The organism is Anoxybacillus sp. UARK-01 (assembly GCF_002075365.1).
GTDB lineage: Bacteria > Bacillota > Bacilli > Bacillales > Anoxybacillaceae > Anoxybacteroides > Anoxybacteroides rupiense.
The window spans coordinates 58688-80751 of record NZ_NASY01000049.1; the positions used below are offsets into that span (position 1 = coordinate 58688).

A 22064-nucleotide genomic window follows, 5' to 3' on the forward strand; every position below is an offset into this window, starting at 1 on the left:
ATGACTATGCCTTCTGTTTCCCTGTTCCGTCTTTTATAAATGCCCACTGAACAGGCATTTGCATAGATTAACCAAGTGATCCATTTTTTTCGACATTTTTTGTAAAGCGATAATATCTATAGTATATCACTAATATGATTTTAATATCTATTGTCTCTGGGTAAAATTTAAAGATTAGGGCTACTGTTACCTAGAGAGGTGGTAAAATGAGTGACTTACCGAAGATCATTGGAGAACGTATTCGAAAATTTCGTAAAGAAAAGGGGCTAAGCCAAGAGGAGTTAGCTCATATGGCTAACCTCCACACTACTTATATTGGACAGTTGGAACGCGGAGAAAAGAATGCTACTTTAGGGAGTATAGAAAAGGTGGCTAATGCCCTAGACATTTCGCTGGAAGAACTTTTTCGATCCATTCATTCTCATTCAGATTCTCAAGTGTATACCCTGTCTCAAATCATTACCCACTTGCAAGCAATGAGCGTTAAGGATCAAAAAACCATTCTTAAATTGCTAGAGATATTACTGGAATGGAAAGAGCAGTAAAAGCAGTCGTTTCACAAATAGGTTTAAAATTGAGGCGGAATTTCTATACTCCTCCGCCCCTTTCAACTTCATTGCTCCATATGGATGCATGCTGCTGTCGATTGCATCCCTCATACGTTCGTCCAAACTCAACATCACATGTGATATGGACAACCATTGAATCCCTCCTGTATTTTTGCATGATAAAAGCAGCCAGCCCACAAACTTTCTCCTTTTAAAAACGATCATAGAAAAAGCAGCCTTCATAGCGAAGAATCATTTACAAAGTATTCACAATTATTTAATAACTCACACTTTAAACATGGTACAATACTATTATGGACGTTCTTATTTTTTATAGTGGGGGGATTTATAATGAAGCTACAAAATAAAGTTTCTATTGTTACTGGAGCTGCATCAGGCATGGGGAAAGCTATCGCAGTTTTATTTGCAAAGGAAGGAGCCAAGGTCGTTGTTTCTGATATGAATGAGAAAGGCGCCTACGAAACGGCAGAGGAAATTCGTGCAAATGGCGGAGAAGCGACCTCTGTTACAGCGAATGTTGCCAAGGAAGAAGATGTTCAACAATTAATTGACACAACTGTTCAAACATATGGAACGTTAGACATTCTTGTCAATAATGCAGGGATTATGGATAATTTCGTACCGGTTGCAGACTTAACAGACGAGCTGTGGGAAAAAGTTTTGGCAGTCAATACAACCGGACCGATGCGAACCATTAGAAGAGCGATGCCGATCTTTTTGAACAAAGGACATGGTGTGATTATTAACATTGCCTCCATCGGGGGGCTATACGGATCAAGAGCTGGAGCTGCCTATACCGCTTCCAAGCATGCCGTGATTGGCTTAACCAAAAACGTGGGATTTCAATATGCCAATATGGGCATCCGTTGCAACGCGATTGCCCCTGGGGGCGTCAATACGAACATTGGCACAACAATCAATCATCCTAATCCGTTCGGGATGGAACGAGCAACCGCTGGAATGAACGCCAATCCAAGGAGTGGCGAGCCAGAGGAAATTGCCAAAGTCGCTCTATTCCTTGCTTCTGATGATTCAAGCTTCGTCAATGGCACCGTGATTACAGCTGATTCTGGTTGGACTTCCTATTAAATCGTTTTGCTTTAACAACTTTCCATAAAGAAGCCTCCCCTCCTCAAGGAACGTGAAGGACAACAGCCCAGTGAGTAGGTGGGAGACTTCTCGGTGGATCATATTAAATCGCCTGTAATGCCTTCCATATATCTCTTTTCAAATCATCAATATGCTCAATTCCTACTGAAAACCTTACAAAATTAGCGGGAATGCCGGCTACCTTCATCTGCTCCTCCGACATAACACCGCTCCACATGGCTGCTGTATGAACCACAAGAGAATCAACTCCTCCTAAGCTTACGGCGTTAAATGGCAATTGCAAAGCAGATACAAAACGTTCCGTTTCTTCATATCCACCTTTAACAGCGAAAGCAATAACAGCTCCAAATCCACGCATTTGCGATTTAGCTAATTCATGCTGCGGATGGCTTGGGAGGCCAGGATAATACACACGTTCAATCTGCGGCTGCTGCTCTAAAAATGTGGCTAAAGCCAATGCATTGGCATTAATGCGCTCCATTCGCAGCGGAAGCGTACGCAAGCCACGCAGAAGCAGCCAGCCATCCATCGGCGACAGCACAGAACCAATCGAAATATGGGTATGCCAAATTCGTTCAGCCAAGTCGTGGCTTGTACAAATGACACCAGCTGTTAGATCATGATGCCCTCCTAAATATTTCGTCGCACTATGAACAACCATATCGATGCCCCAATCATGCGGACGCTGATTGATTGGTGAGGCAAACGTATTATCCGCGATCGTAAGAATGCCGTGCGAACGTGCTAATTTCGCTACCGCTGCTAAATCTGTCAGCACCAGCGTCGGATTGGCCGGCGTCTCCACCATAATCAGCTTTGTATTAGGGCGGATCGCCTGCTCGAAAGCATGGATATCCGCTTGTTCGACCAACGTCACTTGGACGCCAAACCGCGGCAACAATTCATCCATAATCTTCGCCGTGCTCATATAGTGACGTGTCTGAGCAATTACATGATCCCCTGCGCCCACTAAAGATAATACAGCTGTCGCAATCGCCCCCATTCCAGATCCCGTAACAAGCGCCGTTTCAGTTCCTTCAAGCTCCGCCATAATTTTCTCCACGCGCTGATGACCCGGATTTCCGTAACGCGTGTAATACTGAGGATGTCTAGGCGTTCCCGCCATTTCGGCAAACTCATCAGAATCCTGAGCACGAAACGTTGCTGTATAATAAATGGGCGGCGCAACGGTATCATCATTCGTTCGATCGTCATCACCGTGAATCACCAGCGTCTCCGTTCTCATTGCCTCTACATTCCCATTCTCGCGATCATGATCTTTCCCCATACCTATCTACTCTCCTTTTAAACTGAAATCCTTACATAAGAATGTTAGCCTGCTGCTGTTCCTATTGTCCACTCTAGCTTTGAAAGATATAGACATGAAACAAAAACGCCATGTTTCCACTAACCAACAGAGCTGCGAGTCGATTTTTGGTCCTACTTAACCATCCATTGCCCGTTTGTGTTACCTTGCTCTATCGCCTAACCAAACAAAATAAAATTTCTATTTTTCTATCAATTTAATTGGTATTATATAACTTCCTCCATAAAAAGTAAAACTATGGATCATGTGCAAAAAATGAAAAACGTCGCTTATAAACACACAAAGAGAGTTTCACTATCTCTATAAATAATGAACCTATCCCACCTCCACTCCGTGAAGAGGTGGGATAGGTGGATGATGTTAAAATCTAGGTCTATCTTTATCATGTCAACGCATAACAAAAGCCCGACCAACACTGCTTTCAGATCCATTCAGCGCTTGATGAAGCAGTTTGTTGTTCGGGCATCCAACCGTCGAAAGCGGATCATCCACTGTTCATATAGGGAAGAAATATAGAGGGATCAAGAGTACCATCTATCATCGCTGCATGCCATATGTCCAACCAGCACCACAGGTCTCTATATATCAAATATTAGGAAGCGGACAAAGCTAGTCCCTTACAACAATTTCGCGATGTAGTTATTTCATCCGATCGCTTACTACAAACGTTGCGATTTCCGGAAAAAATGACAAAACGGCTATAAATAAAAGCATGATAATAGCGTATGGGATTACCCCCTTGACAATTTCGGCTATCGTGTTGGTTCGATCTAGCCCTTTCAAAACGAATAAATTCAATCCAACAGGAGGAGTGATCAAAGCTAATTCCATATTTACCACCATCACTATGGCAAACCAGATCGGATCAAATCCTAACGAAGTGATAATTGGATATAAGATTGGCAGCGTAATGACCAGGATGGAGATCGTTTCTAAGAAACAACCTAAAATCAGTAATACGATATTAATTAAAATAAAGATCACCCACGGTGATACATTTTGCGAAATAGCGAATTGCGTGATGGCTTGTGGGATTTGCAGTACGGTCATAATATATCCAAGCAGCATCGCACCGACAATAAGCATTAAAATCATCGCATTTGTTTTAACTGTAGATAATACAATGGTTTTGATATTGGAAATCGCTAAATTTTTATATATAAAAATAGAAATAAGAATACTAAGCATAGCACCAATCGCCGCTGCTTCGGTAGGAGTAAAAATTCCTATATAAATACCACCAATGACCACAATTGGCAAAATCAATCCCCATATAGCGCGCTTCGATGCTTCCTTTCTTTCTTGCCAAGTAGCTGGAGCTTCCTTAATGTGGCGCGTTTTCCAAGACGCAAAGATCATAAACGCCATCGTCAGCAATATTCCCGGAACAATACCGGCCATAAATAATTTCCCAATGGATTCGCCGGTTACAGACCCATATATAATCATCGGCACACTGGGCGGGATAAGGATACCTAGCGTTCCGCCAGCTGCTAGCAAGCCAAGCACCATTTTTTTATCATATCCGCGCTTGGTCATTTCCGGGAGCGCAACCGCTCCAACTGTAACAGCCGTTGCTACACTGGACCCAGATATAGCAGCAAAAATCGCGCAGCAAAATAATGTGGCAATCGCTAACCCGCCCGGAAAATGCCGGAACCATCTGCTTGCCATTTCATACAGATCACGTCCTACACCACTCACAACCAAAACTTGGCTCATCAGCACATACATAGGCAAGGCCGTAAGAGTAAAATCATCTAAAGATTTGTAAGAAATGATCGGAATTTGCAAAAAAGAAAACGTTCCGCCGTTGAACAGATACATTCCACTAATGGCCAATAAGCCAAGGGCAAAGGCAACTGGTAAACCGATCAACAATAACGAAGCCATTCCACCGAGAAAAAAGGCAATATTCATATATGTCCTCCCCCTTTCTGAACGCCGCCATCCATTATTTGCAGAATAAAGGCAATGCAAAGTAATATGCCTCCGATTGGAAGAAGCAGTTCTGGGATATACATAGGTATGCGTAACAACGAGGCAGATGTCGTTCCTAGCTGATATGTGCCAAATACATACTTAAATCCATAAACCGTAAAAATGATGCTAAAAATAAGGCCTAATACATTAGAGACATAGGCCAATATTTTTTTTATACGATCAGACAATACATTAATGAATAAATCTACTGTAATATGAGAATACGATCGAACAGCATATGCAGAGCCTAAAAAGCAGCTTCCAATAATCGCGTAGATGGACAGCTCGGTAGCCCAAATGGTTGGACGATTAAAGACGGCTCGCGAAATGACATCAAACGTCGTCATACATGTAGTCAATACGATCAGGATGCCTGCCGCTATACCTCCAGCAAAGACTAACTGATCAAACGTTTTATACATCCATGAGAAACGCTTCATCTTCTTCCTCCTTTTGAAAAAGGGAGAAGATCTTTCTCTCCCTTTTTCCATTTAACGTAAAGCTCGCTTTATTGAAGATGCTCGATGCTGTCAAGCAATTCCTTTCCTAAATCTCCCGCTTGTTTGATATAGGCAGCGCGCGCCGGTTCAGCTGCTTTTTTCCATTCCGACAATTCCGCTTCTGAAATGGCTTCTATCTGCATTCCCTTTTCTTTTAACGCTTTGGCTGTTCTTTCATCTTCCGATTTTGCTTGCGCGCGAATCCATTGTTCCGTTTCTTTAGCCGTTTCGCTTAATAGATTTTTTGTGTTTTCTGGAAGGCGATCCCAAAAGTTTTTGTTCATCGCCAGAATAAATTCTAAATAGGCATAGTTATTAATCGTTAAATATTTAGCTACCTCATCATAATGGCGTTGCAGCATCGCCGTAGTTCCTGATGTGGCTCCGTCTATCGTTTTACGCTGCAAAGCGGTGTACACCTCTCCCGCGCCAAAAAATACTGGGGAAGCACCATAAGCTTTAATCATTTCTGAGGGGATCTCTCCGATACTACGAATCTTAAGTCCTTTAAAATCGGCAGGAGATTTAAGCGGCCGAACATTATTGGCAAATTGCGCATAGCCATAGTCTGCATACATTAACACTTTGGCTCCTTTTTCTTCCATTGCTTGATTTAACTTCTCTCTCATCTCTCCGGATAACGCTTTCCCTGCTTTCTCATAATTTGAGAAGGCATACGGGACATCAAAAATTCCCATAGCCGGAACAACGGAAGACCATAATGTCGACGAATTCACTCCCATTTCCACCCCTCCTGTCAAGATCGCTTGGTTCATTTCTTTATCGCTCAACAGTTGTCCAGCCGGATATACTTGAATTTTGACCTTTCCTCCTGATTTTTCCGTCACCTTCTTAGCAAAATTTTCAATTCCGATGGAAATATGATGATCTTGAGGCAAATTATACGCTAATCGGATTGTAACTGGTTCATATTCATTTTTTCCGCCAGAGCTTGATGCTTGTTTTGTCATCGTGTTGCCGCCGCAACCGCTTAAAATAATAGATAATAAGAAACAGATACTCAGTATAAATGATAACTTTTTCATCCTTACACTCTTCCTTTCCTTATTTTTTCCACATGTCTAACCCTTCCTAAAGCTGGATTTGCGGTTAGGCTAGCAGCAAAGTCGGCGGCTTCTAATAGCTTTTCAAAGTGAATACCAGTATGAATGCCCATTCGTTCGAACATATATACCAAGTCCTCTGTTGCCAAATTGCCAGCAGCTCCCGGAGCAAAGGGACAACCTCCAATTCCGCTCACAGCGGTTTCGAATATCCTGACCCCCATTTCATAAGCAGCATAAGCATTAGCCAGACCCAGTCCTCTTGTATCATGAAAATGAACAGCAACAGGAATATCCCCTGCTATTTTGAATATATCCGCAAGTAATTCTTTCACTTGCTTTGGAGTTGCCACACCAATCGTATCCGCAATGCCGATCCGGTGAACGCCGGCACGGACGGCTCGCTCAACAAGTGATAAGACTTGTTTTGGTGGTACCTCTCCTTCATAAGGACAGCCAAAGCTTACAGCGATTGAAAAGCAGAGCTGAAGATTCTCTTTACCGTTTTCTTCTGCTATTAATTGCTTAAATTTCTCAAAATTCTCTTCCATACTCATACCGATATTTTTCACATTAAATGTATCCGTTGCTGCGGTGATCCAATTGATTTCGGATATATGAGTTCGGACAGCTCGTTGAAATCCTGTAAGATTGGGGACAAGTGCGACAAGCTCTGTATGACTAAACCCTTCACACAGCTGCAGCACATGCTCTGCATCTGCCATTTGTGGAACTTTGCGCGGATGAACAAAGGAGGTGACTTCGATTTTTTTTATGTTCGCTGCTACTAGCATTTCCACTAACTTGACCTTTTTCTCCGTAGGCACAAAATAGCGCTCATTTTGCAAGCCATCTCTAGGGCTTACATCGATCATTTGGACAGTCTCCAATTCAAATGACCCCCTCCTGCTTAAGTTTTTCTAGCTGTTTAACAGAATAACCGAGAATGCCAGCATATATTTCGTCATTGTGTTCTCCTAATTTAGGACCGATCCACTTCATTTCTCCCGGCGTATCTGATAATTTCGGTACAATTCCAGGAAAAAGACATTCCTGCCCATCATCCAATTCGAGCGGCAACAACATCTCTCGCTCTTGATATTGCACATCATGGACAATATCCTGAATACTATAAATAGGACCTGCTGGAATGGAGGAGCGATCGAGCGTTTGTAATACTTCCGTTAAGGTATGCTGTTTTGTCCAGGATTCTATCACACTATCAATGAACTCAGCATTTTCGGCACGCCCTTGGTTATTCGCATACTTCGGATCATTGGCTAGGTCCTCCCTACCGATCACCTGCATCAATCTTTGAAAGATGTTATTGCTGTTCCCTCCGATCACCACGCGCTTTTCATCTTTACACTTATACGTGTTAGATGGAGCAATTCCGGGCAAGGTACTGCCTGATCGCTCCCGTACTACTCCGGTTAAAATATACTCAGGCAACATCCCTTCAAGCAGACTAAATACGGATTCATATAATGCAACATCCACTAACTGTCCTCGCCTTGCCTCATCCCTCTCCCTTGCATATACTGCCATTAACGTTCCAATAACTGCATATAAACCAGCCGTTAAATCACCGATAGCAACTCCTGTTCTAACGGGAGGACGATCTGGATACCCTGTTAAATATCGCAACCCACCGATGGCTTCCGCAACACTTCCAAATCCGGCTTTATCACGATACGGGCCTGTTTGACCGTATCCGGATATTCTTGTCATGATAATCGATGGGTTTAATTTTTTCATCTCTTCATAGCCAAGCCCCCATTTTTCAAGCGTCCCGGGTTTGAAATTTTCTAATACGATATCTACTTTTTGAACCAACTGCTTGACAATCTTTTGCCCCCTAGCATCTCTTAAATTAAGAGTGATCGATTTTTTATTTCTTGCCTGCACGTACCACCATATGGATGTATCGCCATGCATCAACCTCCAATTTCTTAATGGGTCTCCCGCCTTCGGTTCTTCGACTTTCATCACCTCAGCGCCAAATTCAGCCAATATCTTTCCAGCAAAAGGGGCTGCAACAAAATTTCCCATTTCTAACACTTTCATTCCTTCTAATGGCTGTTTCTTAACCATCCAACCGTTCACTTCCTTTCGCTGTAAAGATGGACATAAAATTTGTAATCGCTTTCAATGTGTTCCCGCATATATCGGCGCGCATCATCTGCACATCCGCTCGCAATCGCTTCAAATATGTTAAAATGCTCTTCGATCGCTAATTCCACTCGCAGATCATTTCTTTTCAGTATCGCCATTCGATACATGCTGTTGATCCCTCTAAGATGACAAATGGTTTTAATTAAGAAAGGATTGCCGCTCGCTTCGATGATTCCTTCATGAAATTTAACGTTCATGTCGTGGATTTTTTTGAGCTCGTATTGTCTGCATATCTCATGTTTCGAGGGCAAATGTTGGCGCAACATCCTGATTTGTTCTTTCGTAATTCGCTGCGCTGCATAATAAGCGGCAGCTGGTTCCAACTCCACTCGGCATTCATAAAGATGTTGAAAATGGCTGATATCTGGATGAAATACCGTCACCCCACCCCTTTTATTCACAATAACAAGACCATCTTTCTCCAGTAAGCGAATGGCTTCTCGAATAGGACTGCGGCTCACCTCAATTTTCTTTGCAATTTTCTCCTCGATTAATCGTTCGCCAGGCGCAATGCGTCCATTCATAATTTCTTCCCGTAAATATTCATACACTTGTTTTTTTAACGTTTCTCTCTTCATCATCTGCGGCTTCAATCTTCTCACCTTCATTTTCGTCGACTGTATACAATCATCATTAAAACGTTTGCAATTAATTTATTACCTTCTTCCTTTACTTATTACTATTTTTTATCCCGTTTCATCACCACTCTCATTAAAAAAGAATCCCCTTTTTCAACTCAGCGAAAATGAGGGGATTACATAGAAAAATATTGGATATTTAAGTGCTCATTTTTATGAAACGGTTTAGTTTATGTCATTTTTTCCATCTGGGCCCACATGAAAGAATTTCATATCCTGTTCATAAAACCATCCTCGATCTCCATCAAAACATGGTATAATAGTACTATTATCTTAATCTAATGAATGATTCACTACTTGGCATCCGACCAGCCAGCATCTAAAGCTTATCTATCAAAAATGATATTGGTTCAGCCTAGCCAAGCGAATCATTGACCCAGTATGCCACCTGTTTTACATTGAACATCCAGGCACATTCCGGAATATAAAACAATTTGATAGTAAAAAAGACCCCAAGACAAAGGGAGGGGATGCTAAGTGAACAACAAAATAAAAAGCAAATTTTTTCAACTGATTAGCTTCGATAGGAAGTTATTGGAAGCAGCCAGTGTGATCAATATTCAACGCATGTATTTATTAAGTTGGATCATGGGAGCCATAAATATCGTGCACATCGCATTTTTTGGACTTAATGTTCCATCAAGTCCTCAGCATGTTGTCCTCTGGTATCACTCTATTATTACTCTTCATTTGACTATGCTGTTGGCCAATATGATTTTGGGCTTGATTGCCTTTAAAATAAAAAAGCAAGAAAAAGAAGGAGAGAAGAAAGCTTACTTGATGCAAACGATGTCTATTTTTTTGAATCTCCTTTTTGGCATTCTGCTTTGTGTAAGTGACCAGCTTGTTACCACTAATATCAACCCTCTACTAACAGCCTGCATAGGAGTCGGTTTGATTTTCTTAATCCCGCCTATCATCGCAGTTGTCGTTTATGCAGCCACTTTCTTTTTATTTTTTTATATGGTTACATGGACACAGCATGTACCCGAATTGTTGATCCATATTCAAATTAACAGCGTAACGGCTACAGGAATGGGATTAGGCATATCGCTGATCCTTTGGAAAAATCATCTGTCTAAGCTGAAGCAAAATCACGTCATCCAAGAGCAACAAAGGAATCTGGAAGAAAAAAACGAGTCGCTGCAATTTTTAGCCACTCGCGATGCTCTGACCGGTCTTTTCAATCGGATGCATTTTATCGAGCTAGCTAATACGGAAGCTATTAAAAATGGGAAGACCAACCAAGAAGCTTGCATTATTATTTTAGATATCGATTTCTTTAAAAAGGTGAATGATGACTTTGGTCATCCTGCAGGCGATCAAATTTTAAAAGAGCTTTCTGACATTATTCAAGCTACGCTGAAGATCACCGATATTTCTGCCCGCCTTGGCGGGGAGGAATTTATCATTTTGCTTCCCCAAACCGGCTTACAGCTTGGCAAAGAAATCGCCGAGCAGCTTCGGCAAACGATCGAAGCCCATTCTTTTTCATATGAAGGAAAAACCATCAAAGTTACCGCAAGCTTCGGTATCGCCAAGCTCAGTCATTCGTTTCACACATGCTATAACGATGCCGATAAAGCGCTTTATATGGCCAAGCAAACGGGACGAAACCGCGTCATGGCAGCAGAGTCCCAATCAGCGAGAAATGGGGCATCAACAACAGAACCGCTGTAGCAAGGAGAGAAAGCAAGCCTTCTATGATTCCAAGTTCACGATGTTTTTTCCATTTATAGTTATAGTCGTTTTATTCATGACAGGTTATAGACAAAGTCCATTTTGATTTTATCCATAACATCAGAATGGCTTGAAAACGCTTGGCAAACAAGGAACGGCGCCAAGTGGAGACGTGAAGCGAACAAAAGAAATTCATGCGGGGGCAATCGAGATCAGCGACCAACGATAAATACGTTCATCAACAGTCTGATGAACCTTTTCATAACCATATGCATACGATGGGTGTTGATGAACGGTAAGGAGGGAAAGAGAAATGATTCCCGTATATCCATATTACAGTTATGAAACGGTCTGCAAACAGAAGCCGATCGCGTTTCCGCCTCAGCATCAGCCAAAACAGCCTGGCTTGGAGTATATCATGAATCCCCGGCCTATTTTTGATCATCCTGGTTATAAAGGAAGCGGTAAACTGCAAAATAAAGTGGCCATTATTACAGGAGGAGACAGCGGAATCGGGCGAGCGGTAGCCATCGCTTTTGCCAAAGAAGGAGCCGATGTGGCCATTGCTTACTTAGATGAGCATGAGGATGCCAAAGAGACGAAAGAATATATAGAAAAATACGGGCGGCGTTGTTTACTGCTTTCTGGCGACCTAAGAGAAGAGCGATTTTGCCATCAGCTTGTTCAAGAAACGATCGATGCTTTTGGCAAGCTGCATATTCTCGTTTTAAATCAAGGGGTGCAATATCCGCAACGAAGTATTCTTAACATTTCAAAAGAACAGTTAGAAAATACATTTCGCACTAATATTTTTCCTATGTTTTTCATCACACAAGCAGCTTTGCCTTATTTAAAGCCGAGCAGCTCTATTATCAGCACAGCCTCTGTTACAGCTTATGAAGGTGAACCGTCATTAGTGGATTATTCGTCAACAAAAGGGGCAGTTGTATCGTTTACTAGATCGTTAGCACTGCAACTAGTAGAAAAAGGCATACGCGTCAATGCGGTGGCACCCGGCCCCATTTGGACCCCGTTAATCGTTTCCTCTTTTTCAGCTGACAGAGTCAAAACCTTCGGCACCGATACACCGATGCGCAGAGCCGGACAGCCGTATGAATTAGCTCCGACATACGTTTATCTTGCTTCCGATGATTCCTCTTATGTCACAGGTCAAGTATTACATGTGAATGGCGGCACCATGACGGAAACATAAGAGGAAATGAGCTAAGCTATGATCTGCTGACCTATTTCCTCTCTATCTATCAAACAAAGCCGCCGCGGAAGGATGAAAATAACGCGCTTTATAGAATGCTTCCCCACTTATACCTTATGCATTGAAGTGGGGTTTTCTTGCTTGAAGATGATAAAACCGGTTCCGTGTATTGACTTTTATCCCTTCTCTATTAACCTACTAGCTAATCACGCAACAAAACCGTCTCCTTCTTTTTTAACATCTCCCCCGAGAAGTCTTCTGCCTCCAAATAGAGTGTAGGCGGGAGAAGTTTCATTGAATCATTTCTGTCTTTTCATAATCTGGATTGTGTATATAATGATAGATTTTGCCTTGTTCAAGATAAACGATGGAGTAGCGCTGAGCTTCGTTTTTGTTATCATAAGTGGCAAATACGACAATCCCATTGTATGTTTTGACGCCATCTACATCGATTTCATCAAGCTCCATCCCGCTTGATCCCTTCGTCGCTTGAAACTGATACGTTTTCGGAAAGCCTATATCGTAACGGCGCATGATGACGCCGCTCCTCTCAGAATCCACCACCCGTACTGCTTGAACCTTTAATAATGCATCCACCGCTTCTTTTGTCATGCTAAGCTGAAGCTGCTTTTTTAGCTCATCTGGAGTCAATGATGGATTCGTTTGTGTGTTTTCGTTGTGGTTCGTGATATGACCATTTTGGACATCTTGCTGGTTGGTTTGCTCTGCTCTGAATCTACTACCGTTTCTCTTGTTTTTGAGCCTCCTGCTCTAGCTTCAGGCCCTGATGGTTCCTTATCCGAACAAGCTCCCAGCAAGAAAACGAATAAAAGAGCAAGCCATTTTTTATTTTTCATCATGTCCCCCCTGTAGTTTCATTGATTAATGGAAACAGCAACATAGGAACAATCCCTTTGTATGGAGATTACAAGATGGCATACACCTTCATCATTTGTAATTATTTTCCACAATCTTATTATAGGTTAGTGTAAATATATGTAAATAGTCATTTTATATTAAATTGCTATTCGTTTACCTCATCACCCCGTTCTTCTTTCTCCCATTCATAAATTTCCTCCTAGAATCTTTTATAAATATGTTATACTTGTTAAAATGAGGTGTTATCTATGTGGAAAGAATTTAAAGAGTTTGCAATGCGTGGAAACATTGTTGATTTAGCGATTGGGGTGATTATCGGCGGCGCCTTTAACAAAATCGTTTCTTCCCTTGTCAACGATATGGTCATGCCGCTGCTCGGTTTACTGCTTGGCGGTCTTGATTTTAGCAGCCTCTCATTTCAATTTGGAAAAGCCAATATAAAATACGGGATGTTTATCCAAACCATCGTTGATTTTCTCATTGTTGCCTTTTCCATCTTTTTGCTTGTAAAAGGATTAAACAAACTGCATCAACACAAAAAGCAAGAAAAAATAGAAGAACAGCCTGTGTTATCCAAACAAGAGGAGCTGTTGAGCGAAATCCGCGACTTATTGAAGCAACAACAAAGGGAACGAGGATAATCGCAGCCAAAGTCCATTTTGACTTTGGCTGCATCCGCTTTTTCAATCCTCCCTTTGTTTTTTTCCTAGCAAACACGATTGCGAGGCCATGGGTGCAGCATAAAAGTGATTGTCAATAGTCTAAAAAGAGACACCCTTTGTTTGCTGCTATCATCCAATGAACATCCCGCTTTTCTGCTGAAGTCGGCAAGCCGATTTGCTTGCCGACTAAGCCCCGCGCAAATAAGGAACGCTTGGTGGGTAAGTTCATTTGCCCACTGGCGTTCCTTGTTTGCGGGGGAGGCAAAAAGCTATACAGATATCAGCACAAATGTACGGTTATAAAAGCCAATAAGCAATAGGAGTGACGATTACAAGAGTAAGAACCGTCCGTTCAACCCAAATGATCAGCAGCTTCGGAATACTAAGCGGAATTTCTGTGGAAAGAATGCATGGGATCACGGCTGAGAAAATGATAAGGTAAAAATCGCTAGTAATTCTGAGCGATTTCTATCGAATTCCTTCGCTCAAACCCCGCAAGCGCCTCAGCGCACAAATAGGCGGCTAATGTAATCGTTTTGCGGTTTTCATCGACAGTCGGATTCACTTCAGAAATATCAAAGCTTGTCGTTTTTGGATGAGCAACAATCTGACGGATCAGAGCACGGGCGATTTTTGGATCTAACCCAAATGGAGATGGCGCGCTTACTCCTGGGGCTGCGCTGGCGCTGATCGCATCCATGCAAAGCGTCAGCATCACGACATCGTATTTTTCGATAAATTGTTCAATCGTCGTATATATTTCTTTGATCCTCTCCCACGTCACCTGTTCCTCTAATACATAAACACACCCATACCGCTGAGCGGTTTCAAACAAGGTAGCTGTATTGCCAAAAGGCTGAATTCCGAGACATAAATATCCAGCTTGGCGGTCTGCATCTAATATTTGGCGAAACATCGTACCTGATGACGCTCCCTGATCGTAGGGCCGCATATCAAAATGAGCATCTATATTAATGATGCCGATGCTCTTTTCCGTTCCAGCCGCTTGGCGTACCCCTAAGTAATGCCCGTACGCCGTTTCATGACCTCCCCCAATAATAATCGGAGTGATATGATGCTGTATGAGATGCTGAACCGCTTCGCCTAGTTGCTGTTGACTTTGTTCCAGATGATGATCTTCACAGCCAACATTGCCAACATCGAAAACGAATGTCTCGTCAGAAAAATGCCATGGCAAATTAGCCAATGCTTTTTTTACTTCCACCGGGCCGTAATAAGCTCCGACGCGCCCCTTATTTCGCTTGACACCTTCATCACATTGAAATCCTAATAAAGCAAATGCTTTTCCACCTGTCATTTTTTCAAGTTCATCTATATTTTTTAGCTGCACACGCTGATGAAATCGAAAGCTGAGCGGATCCGTGCGGCTGTCAATCCTTCCTGTCCATGTGCTGCTTTGCGGCTGATGGTACACTCTCCAACACGTCCTTTCCTAATTAAGGATTTTATCCTCAAAACACTGGAACCTTTTTAGATATATTCTCGATATACAGTGCAGTTCCTTCTATTTTTCAAAGTCCCCTACTTCCCAATGAAAGGCAACTAGCAGAGCTGCGCCAGACAGAGTCGTTCTTCCTGGCGATCATCAGACGGTTATCGCCCGAAAAGTTTCTTGTCTGTTATAAGGCTAACGAATCATTCTTTTCGATCTATCGTTTCTAAAAAAGCTGGCATGAAAGAAAGGCAAGCCGCAGAGACTTGCCTTGAACCGCTGGGAAGCAATACAAATAACATATATGTGCAAACGTTAAATGGTATCTATATAGACGGTTGAACTAAAATTTTGATTTGGCTTTTTTGAGTCGTTAACGCTTCAAACCCTTTTGGTACAATTGCATCTTAATGAATATAGCTTGTTGTAAATTCGAGAAATATTCTGCTTGTTTTTCATCACCATGGCTCTAAACGCTGTTTTCATTTTCCCATTTCAACATACAAGGACTTTACTGGTTCATTCATACAGTTCGTGCTACAATAGAAAAGAATATTTTTATGGAAAGGGATGGACTGTTTGGCTAGTACGCATACATTTACAAAAACAGAGGAATTTGTTCATGCGATTACTCATGGAATTGGAGCGATATTAAGCATCGCCGGACTCGTTATTCTTGTTGTAATGTCCGCTATTTATGGAAATGAGTGGCACGTCATTAGCTTTAGCTTATTTGGCAGCACCATGCTTATCTTATATTTATCCTCCACCATCAGCCACGGATTGCCAGAAGGAAAAGGAAAACAATTATTTCAGATTTTTGACCACTCCTCCATTTACTTTTTCATCGCTGGAACCTATACCCCGTTTCTTTTTTTGGCCGTGAAAGGAACAACAGGATGGATTTTGTTTGGAATCGTCTGGGGGCTTGCGGTTGCAGGCACAGTTTTTAAATGCTTTTTTGTCACTCGTTTTTTATATACTTCCACCCTTCTCTACATTGTAATGGGCTGGCTCATCATCTTTGCTTGGAAGCCCTTGGCGGCCAATCTTAGCTCTGAAGGCCTGTTATTTCTCGTATCTGGGGGAGTTTTGTATACGATTGGCGCTATTTTTTACGTATGGAGAGGGGTAAAATTTCATCACGCCATTTGGCATCTGTTTGTATTGGCCGGTTCAATCGCTCACTTTTTCGCCGTATTATGTCTGCTTCCTACTATTTAAACAGAGCGCTAAAAATTGACCCCATGAATGATGCATATGTTTTGCTTTTTCAAACAAACGCAAAGATAATAAACTTATACAAAATTTGGATAGGGGGATTGCCATGAACAGCATCACAGACAGCGCTTTATTATCAAATGGGGTAAAAATGCCGTGGCTCGGACTTGGAGTTTATAAAGTGTCAAACGGCGATGAGGTTGTCAAAGCAGTGCGGACAGCGCTGGAAATCGGCTATCGCCACATCGATACAGCTTCTTTCTATGAAAATGAAGAAGGGGTCGGCCAAGCGATCAAAGAATCCGGAATACCGCGTGAGCAGCTGTTTATTACAACAAAAGTGTGGAACACAGAACAAGGATATGAAGAAACACTCCAAGCCTTTAAAAGAAGCGCAAACAAACTTGAGCTTGAATACGTGGATTTATACTTAGTGCATTGGCCAGTGAAAGAAACATATAAAGAAACATACAGAGCCTTAGAAAAGCTGTATAAAGAGGGATTTGTTCGCGCGATTGGCGTGAGCAATTTCCACATTCATCATTTAGAGAACTTAATGACCGACTGTGAAATTAAACCAATGGTCAATCAAGTGGAATATCACCCTCGATTGACACAACAAGAGCTTCATGCTTTTTGCCGAAAGCATCAGATTCAGCTGGAAGCATGGTCTCCGCTCATGCGCGGCGTTTTGCTAGAAGAGCCGATTCTGGTCGACATTGCCAATAAATATGGCAAATCACCGGCACAAGTTATTCTGCGCTGGGACTTGCAAAATCAAGTGGTCACAATTCCGAAATCCGTCACACCTCAACGAATAAAAGAAAATGCCGAAATCTTTGATTTCGAACTGACTGCTGAAGAAATGGAACGGATTCACTCACTAAACCAAAACAAACGAATCGGCAAAAACCCAAACGATTTCGACCTTTAAGTCCCCCCTTTAACAACTCTCTCCCACCCGGATTGCAGAGGTGGGAGATTTTTTTGAGCCGTTCAATTCCTTATAGTTAAGATACAAACATCGATGGCCGATGGCGAATTAGAATCGATTCTCGACGTTCAATTCCTCATAGTTAAGATACAAACGATTGATGGGGGGGCTTTAGGTATGGATATTTTGGCGTTCAATTCCTCATAGTTAAGATACAAACCCCAAAAATGATGATGAAATCAGCATTTGGAAAATGGATGCAATGTTATTATAAGCTTGTCTTAAAATTCGAGCAACAATTTCTTTGCTTGATCGCTGTAGGAGTTTTGGCTACTAGAAATATGTCGTCGATCCCCGGGATTTTTGCACAACTGAAGGTCGACGACTTTATTTTTTTGCATGGATGTTGTCGCTACTATATACGAGGAAAATAATCATTTGAAATTGTTTACTCATTTGCTGTAACCGTCAAGTAAAATTGAACAGTTTTCGCTAAATACGAGTGAACACTTTTCTGGAAATTCCAGCGTAATCCCTATTTGACATGGAGCCTCTGCGTACAAGATATTTCCTAAAAAGCGAGCAACAACAAGAATCAGCCGCATGAAACGAGAGGCTATCATGTACGCCACTCTATGTAAAGTGCACGCTTCTAACTGGTTAAAAACTGTTCAATTTAATCAATCGAATTCTGTTCAGTTTTATTTAGCGGTCACATTTGCCTCTGTCCTCACTCTTAAGATGCTGTTCTATTCAACACTTTGGTTTATTTCCTGTTGTATTACAGCCATATGAATCTTATAAACAAAGTTGATTAAACATCCACACAAAAGATATCTGAAATTTCACACACAACAAAAAATATGGTATGATAAAAACAGAAAAACAAACAAAAACGGGCATATAAAAACAGAAATGATGAGGAGAGTCTATAATGTTAGCAGCCGAAAGACAACAAAAAATTGTGGAGATTGTTAACGAGCGATTGAGCATTCGCGTATCAGAACTAAGCAAAATCTTTTCTGTCACTGAAGAAACCATTCGTCGTGATTTAGAAAAGCTGGAAAAAGAACATAAGTTAAAGCGAAGCCACGGAGGGGCCATCAGCATTCGTGAAGAAACGGAAATTGATGTATCTGAGCGCGAAATTACAAATGTCGAAGAGAAAAAAGCGATCGCTCAAGAAGCGATCAAACACATTGAAAGTGGTGATCGCATCATTTTAGATGCCAGCACTACTGCTTGGTATTTAGCGAAAACTCTTCCTGATATCCCTCTAACGGTGATTACCAATTCGATTAAGGTAGCAGTGGAATTAAGCAAAAAAGGAAAGATCCAGGTCATTTCTACCGGCGGAATGCTGCTTCCAAAATCGCTTTCGTACGTTGGTCCCCTAGCAGAACGATCTCTTGATGCCTACCACGTCGATAAGGTTTTTCTTTCCTGTAAAGGCGTTCATTTAGCGAACGGACTAAGTGAATCGAATGAGTGGCAAGCACTTCTAAAAAAACGAATGATGGAGATCGCCGACAAAATTATTTTAATGGCTGATTCTAGCAAATTTGGGATCCGTACCTTTGTTCATATGGCTTCTCTTGCCGATATGGATCATATTATCACTGATGACCAAATTGATCATGAAACCAAATGGGAGCTCGAAGAACAAAATTTATCATTTACAGTTGTTGCTCCACTTTCATTAAAAGCATAATCTTATCTGAAAAATGCACTTCCAAATTTACAGGAAGTGCATTTCTTCTATAAAACTTATGATAGTCGTGCCAAGAAAAAATATTCCTATATCAATGAATTCATATTAAAAGAAAAAACAATGAATCCGCTCGCTTTACTTAACTTATTGCCCTTTCAGTACTGACACTATCTGCTTTGTTTTCTATACTTCCTGATTTATGAATGCTAGCTCTATTTCATCTATTTGCCAATACCTCTTCTTCATATCGCTTCACTTCTTGGAGCCACTCTTCCCTAACAGGTACTCCTCTATCGTCACAATACGCATCCCAAATTACACCAAACGGGTATGTTTTAAATTCTTCCATCAATGCAAGACGTTCGGTAAAGTTTCCCTTTTCCTGAAGCTGTTTTAAGTAGTCATGTGGCAGTAGCATGGCATATAGCAATGCTTTAATCATATTGCGTGTGCCCATCACCCAAGCGGCAATCCGATTAATACTAGCGTCAAAAAAGTCTAGGCCAATCATTACCCGATCTAACGCCTGATTTCGAACAATCTCCAACGCAATCTCTTTGAGTTCGTCATCAAAAATAACCACATGATCACTATCCCAGCGGACCGGCCTTGAAACATGCAAAGCTAACTTATCAAAATAAAGTAACATCGCCGAAATTTTATCAGAAACAGCCTCTGTTGGATGAAAATGGCCTGTATCTAGCAAGCATACTTTATGATTTTGCAGCGCATACCCTAAATAAAACTCATGAGAACCAACCACATACGATTCTGAGCCGATTCCAAATAGCTTGCTTTCTATTGCATCAATATTATAGGCTTCATCGATCGTTTCCTTAAAAATTTGATCTAAGGAATCTTTTAGACGCTGCCGCGGGGTCAGACGGTCACTTGGGATATCTTTGTATCCATCTGGGATCCAAAGATTTGTTAAACATGGGGTACCAAGACGCTTGCCAAAATATTCGCCAATTTTCCGGCAAACCATACAATGACGAATCCAAAACTGCCTGATTTCTTCATTAGGATGAGATAATGTCAGGCCATCCGTCAATTTTTCATGAGAAAAAAGTGTCGGGTTAAAGTCTAGGCCAAGCCCACGCTCTTTTGCCCAATACACCCAGTTGTCAAAATGCTGTGGCTCTAATTCGTCTCTGTCCACCATTTCGCCGTTTGTCTCGGCATACATCGCGTGCAAATTAACGCGATGTGTTCCTGGGATAAGCGATAAAGCTTTCTCAAGATCCTGGCGCAACTCTTCCGGCGTCCCTGCTTTGCCTGGATAATGTCCAGTTACATCAATACCGCCAGATAATTCTCTTCTATTCACTTCAAATCCCGAAACATCGTCTCCTTGCCAGCAATGAATCGATATCGCTATACGCTGTAATTGTTTTAAAACCTTATCAACATGTATTCCCCATTTTTCATACTGCTGCTTGGCTCTGTCAAAGCTTTCTTTCACCATATTTCCTCTCTCCTTCTCTATATGGTACAAACTTTTTTAACGGAAAAGAACGAGCAATCATCGTGCGCGCTTCATTTAATGTACTGATATCACCAAGTGCCATTAATTGAACGACAATATTGCCGATCGCTGTTGCTTCCACCGGCCCAGCGTAAACTTCCTTTCTCGTCGCATGAGCTATCATTTGGTTCAATAGCTCATTTTGGCAGCCTCCCCCAATAATATTGATTTGTTTAAACTTGATTCCAATCACTTCTTCGATCTTTGCAACCGCATGCTGATAACTGACAACTAAGCTATCAAATACGCATTTCGCTATTTGCCCCGGCGTTTGCGGAACCGGTTGATTCGTTTCTAAGCAGCATTTCTGAATCTCATCAACCATGTTAATCGGCTTTAAGAATCTCGTATCATCGACATGGACAATGGCTCGAAAATCTTTTTCTATCTTAGCAAGCTGAACCAGCTGTTCAAAAGAATATTGATGCCGATACACTCGTTTAATCTCTTGAAGCATCCAAAGTCCCATGATATTTTTTAAAAAACGAAATCGATAGTTGAAGCCGCCTTCATTCGTAAAGTTATACCTTAAGGCATGCTCTGTACAAAGAGGGAACTGCAATTCCACCCCAATTAACGACCATGTTCCAGAACTAATATAAATCGTATCGTGTGATTCCGGCACTGCAATTACCGCTGAAGCCGTATCATGGGTGGCTGGCATAATGACCTTCATGTCTAATCCTATTTCTTCAGCTAGCTCTTGTCTCAATTTGCCTAACACGGTTCCAGGTGTATGGATCGTCTGAAAAATAGACTCTGGGATTCCTAGCTTCTCCAACAATTCCTTATCCCATGTTTTCGTAGCAGCATTGACAAGCTGTGTGGTTGTCGCATTTGTATATTCATTCACTTTTTTTCCCGTCAACAGATAATGAAAATAATCCGGAATCATCAAAAATGTCTTCGTCCGTTCCAATATTTCTGGTGCTGTTTGTTTTAGCGCATACAACTGATAGATGGTATTGAACGATTGAAATTGAATGCCGGTCCTGCCGTATAATTCTTCCTTTGAAATCTTCTGAAATACTTGTTCCATCATGCCGATTGTACGCGGATCCCGATAAGCGACAGCTTCCGTTAGGCGCCGATCATCTTCATCCAGCAATACAAAATCAACAGCCCATGTGTCAATTCCAATACTTTTTGGATTCATTCCTTGACCTTTACAAATATGAAGCCCTTTTTTAATTTCCTGAAATAGTTGGTCAATATCCCAACAAATATAGTCTCCTTTTTGTACAAGCTGGTTTTCAAAACGATAAATTTCTTCTATGATTAATTTTTCTTCCAATAAATATCCCGCCACCATCTTGCCGTTTGACGCTCCAATATCAACAGCCAAGCAACATTTTTCCATTTTAATCTCCTCCGAAAGCGCTTCCTTTTTATCTCATCAATACGTGAAGAGAATGAA

At 41.6% G+C, this 22064-nt stretch carries 20 protein-coding genes; 8 read left to right on the plus strand and 12 right to left on the minus strand.

Features of this window, described 5'->3' with window-relative positions; translation table 11 throughout:
* Positions 1-206 precede the first annotated feature (206 nt).
* Together B6A27_RS15365 and B6A27_RS15370 are read left to right on the plus strand one after the other, a co-directional pair.
* Positions 207-545 carry a helix-turn-helix domain-containing protein gene (locus B6A27_RS15365; protein ID WP_044746378.1) on the plus strand — a complete coding sequence of 113 codons (339 nt, stop codon included), beginning with the start codon at positions 207-209 and terminating at the stop codon, positions 543-545.
* A gap of 354 nt (positions 546-899) precedes the next feature.
* The gene (locus B6A27_RS15370) at positions 900-1658 is read left to right on the plus strand and encodes an SDR family oxidoreductase (RefSeq protein ID WP_080862558.1); all 759 of its coding nucleotides are present in this window, start codon (positions 900-902) and stop codon (positions 1656-1658) included.
* A gap of 103 nt (positions 1659-1761) precedes the next feature.
* Here the strand turns inward: B6A27_RS15370 and B6A27_RS15375 are convergent, their stop codons facing one another.
* From B6A27_RS15375 to B6A27_RS15405, 7 genes are all read right to left on the minus strand, one after another.
* Positions 1762-2967 carry a trans-sulfuration enzyme family protein gene (locus B6A27_RS15375; RefSeq protein WP_080862559.1) on the minus strand — a complete coding sequence of 402 codons (1206 nt, stop codon included), beginning with the start codon at positions 2965-2967 and terminating at the stop codon, positions 1762-1764.
* 678 nt (positions 2968-3645) lie between these two features.
* Positions 3646-4926 (minus strand): TRAP transporter large permease, encoded by a 1281-nt coding sequence (locus B6A27_RS15380; RefSeq protein ID WP_080862560.1) that lies wholly within the window; start codon positions 4924-4926, stop codon positions 3646-3648.
* Positions 4923-5429, minus strand: coding sequence for a TRAP transporter small permease (locus B6A27_RS15385; RefSeq protein WP_080862561.1), 507 nt, complete (start codon positions 5427-5429; stop codon positions 4923-4925). Before B6A27_RS15385 ends, B6A27_RS15380 begins: the two co-directional genes overlap by 4 nt.
* A gap of 68 nt (positions 5430-5497) precedes the next feature.
* Positions 5498-6535 (minus strand): TRAP transporter substrate-binding protein, encoded by a 1038-nt coding sequence (locus tag B6A27_RS15390; protein WP_080862562.1) that lies wholly within the window; start codon positions 6533-6535, stop codon positions 5498-5500.
* Positions 6536-6537: 2 nt separating this feature from the next.
* Positions 6538-7443: a hydroxymethylglutaryl-CoA lyase gene (locus tag B6A27_RS15395; RefSeq protein ID WP_139788141.1), complete on the minus strand. Its 906-nt coding sequence runs from the start codon at positions 7441-7443 to the stop codon at positions 6538-6540.
* Between the two features lies 1 nt (position 7444).
* Positions 7445-8647: a CaiB/BaiF CoA transferase family protein gene (locus B6A27_RS15400; RefSeq protein ID WP_080862563.1), complete on the minus strand. Its 1203-nt coding sequence runs from the start codon at positions 8645-8647 to the stop codon at positions 7445-7447.
* Positions 8648-8655: 8 nt separating this feature from the next.
* Positions 8656-9330 carry a GntR family transcriptional regulator gene (locus tag B6A27_RS15405; RefSeq protein ID WP_231734621.1) on the minus strand — a complete coding sequence of 225 codons (675 nt, stop codon included), beginning with the start codon at positions 9328-9330 and terminating at the stop codon, positions 8656-8658.
* A gap of 513 nt (positions 9331-9843) precedes the next feature.
* Between B6A27_RS15405 and B6A27_RS15410 the strand changes: the two genes are divergently transcribed.
* A complete protein-coding gene (locus tag B6A27_RS15410) occupies positions 9844-11046 on the plus strand; it encodes a GGDEF domain-containing protein (RefSeq protein WP_080862564.1) in 1203 nt (400 codons plus the stop codon).
* A 313-nt stretch (positions 11047-11359) separates the two neighbouring features.
* A complete protein-coding gene (locus B6A27_RS15415) occupies positions 11360-12259 on the plus strand; it encodes an SDR family oxidoreductase (RefSeq protein WP_080862565.1) in 900 nt (299 codons plus the stop codon).
* A 291-nt stretch (positions 12260-12550) separates the two neighbouring features.
* Here B6A27_RS15415 and B6A27_RS15420 read toward each other — a convergent pair whose 3' ends face one another.
* Together B6A27_RS15420 and B6A27_RS15425 are read right to left on the minus strand one after the other, a co-directional pair.
* A complete protein-coding gene (locus tag B6A27_RS15420; protein ID WP_080862566.1) occupies positions 12551-12910 on the minus strand; it encodes a hypothetical protein in 360 nt (119 codons plus the stop codon).
* Positions 12907-13116, minus strand: coding sequence for a hypothetical protein (locus B6A27_RS15425; protein ID WP_080862567.1), 210 nt, complete (start codon positions 13114-13116; stop codon positions 12907-12909). Before B6A27_RS15425 ends, B6A27_RS15420 begins: the two co-directional genes overlap by 4 nt.
* Before the next feature lie 270 nt (positions 13117-13386).
* On the opposite strand from B6A27_RS15425, the gene mscL reads away from it, so the two are divergent.
* On the plus strand, positions 13387-13779 hold the full coding sequence (gene mscL / locus B6A27_RS15430) for a large conductance mechanosensitive channel protein MscL (protein WP_080862568.1): 393 nt from the start codon (positions 13387-13389) through the stop codon (positions 13777-13779).
* 469 nt (positions 13780-14248) lie between these two features.
* Here mscL and hutG read toward each other — a convergent pair whose 3' ends face one another.
* The gene (hutG, locus tag B6A27_RS15435; RefSeq protein ID WP_080862569.1) at positions 14249-15235 is read right to left on the minus strand and encodes a formimidoylglutamase; all 987 of its coding nucleotides are present in this window, start codon (positions 15233-15235) and stop codon (positions 14249-14251) included.
* A gap of 597 nt (positions 15236-15832) precedes the next feature.
* On the opposite strand from hutG, the gene trhA reads away from it, so the two are divergent.
* The 3 genes from trhA (at position 15833) to B6A27_RS15450 (ending at position 19119) form a co-directional block, all read left to right on the plus strand.
* Complete coding sequence (gene trhA, locus B6A27_RS15440; protein ID WP_080862570.1) at positions 15833-16477, plus strand: PAQR family membrane homeostasis protein TrhA; 645 nt, start codon at positions 15833-15835, stop codon at positions 16475-16477.
* 103 nt (positions 16478-16580) lie between these two features.
* A complete protein-coding gene (locus tag B6A27_RS15445) occupies positions 16581-17408 on the plus strand; it encodes an aldo/keto reductase (protein ID WP_080862571.1) in 828 nt (275 codons plus the stop codon).
* Positions 17409-18342: 934 nt separating this feature from the next.
* A complete protein-coding gene (locus B6A27_RS15450; protein WP_044746358.1) occupies positions 18343-19119 on the plus strand; it encodes a DeoR/GlpR family DNA-binding transcription regulator in 777 nt (258 codons plus the stop codon).
* Between the two features lie 217 nt (positions 19120-19336).
* Here B6A27_RS15450 and rhaA read toward each other — a convergent pair whose 3' ends face one another.
* Together rhaA and rhaB are read right to left on the minus strand one after the other, a co-directional pair.
* Positions 19337-20587, minus strand: a complete 1251-nt coding sequence (gene rhaA / locus B6A27_RS15455; RefSeq protein WP_080862572.1) for an L-rhamnose isomerase — start codon at positions 20585-20587, stop codon at positions 19337-19339.
* Positions 20568-22007 carry a rhamnulokinase gene (rhaB, locus tag B6A27_RS15460; RefSeq protein ID WP_080862573.1) on the minus strand — a complete coding sequence of 480 codons (1440 nt, stop codon included), beginning with the start codon at positions 22005-22007 and terminating at the stop codon, positions 20568-20570. The genes rhaA and rhaB overlap by 20 nt, the downstream gene beginning before the upstream one ends.
* Positions 22008-22064 lie beyond the last annotated feature (57 nt).

Coding starts and splice junctions, on each gene's coding strand:
- rhaB (WP_080862573.1), bottom strand. CDS start 22,007: ATGGAAAAATGTTGCTTGGCTGTTGATATTGGAGCGTCAAACGGCAAG.
- B6A27_RS15415 (WP_080862565.1), top strand. CDS start 11,360: ATGATTCCCGTATATCCATATTACAGTTATGAAACGGTCTGCAAACAG.
- B6A27_RS15445 (WP_080862571.1), top strand. CDS start 16,581: ATGAACAGCATCACAGACAGCGCTTTATTATCAAATGGGGTAAAAATG.
- B6A27_RS15385 (WP_080862561.1), bottom strand. CDS start 5,429: ATGAAGCGTTTCTCATGGATGTATAAAACGTTTGATCAGTTAGTCTTT.
- B6A27_RS15365 (WP_044746378.1), top strand. CDS start 207: ATGAGTGACTTACCGAAGATCATTGGAGAACGTATTCGAAAATTTCGT.
- mscL (WP_080862568.1), top strand. CDS start 13,387: ATGTGGAAAGAATTTAAAGAGTTTGCAATGCGTGGAAACATTGTTGAT.
- B6A27_RS15450 (WP_044746358.1), top strand. CDS start 18,343: ATGTTAGCAGCCGAAAGACAACAAAAAATTGTGGAGATTGTTAACGAG.
- B6A27_RS15425 (WP_080862567.1), bottom strand. CDS start 13,116: ATGAAAAATAAAAAATGGCTTGCTCTTTTATTCGTTTTCTTGCTGGGA.
- rhaA (WP_080862572.1), bottom strand. CDS start 20,587: ATGGTGAAAGAAAGCTTTGACAGAGCCAAGCAGCAGTATGAAAAATGG.
- B6A27_RS15375 (WP_080862559.1), bottom strand. CDS start 2,967: ATGGGGAAAGATCATGATCGCGAGAATGGGAATGTAGAGGCAATGAGA.
- B6A27_RS15370 (WP_080862558.1), top strand. CDS start 900: ATGAAGCTACAAAATAAAGTTTCTATTGTTACTGGAGCTGCATCAGGC.
- B6A27_RS15390 (WP_080862562.1), bottom strand. CDS start 6,535: ATGAAAAAGTTATCATTTATACTGAGTATCTGTTTCTTATTATCTATT.
- B6A27_RS15400 (WP_080862563.1), bottom strand. CDS start 8,647: ATGGTTAAGAAACAGCCATTAGAAGGAATGAAAGTGTTAGAAATGGGA.
- B6A27_RS15380 (WP_080862560.1), bottom strand. CDS start 4,926: ATGAATATTGCCTTTTTTCTCGGTGGAATGGCTTCGTTATTGTTGATC.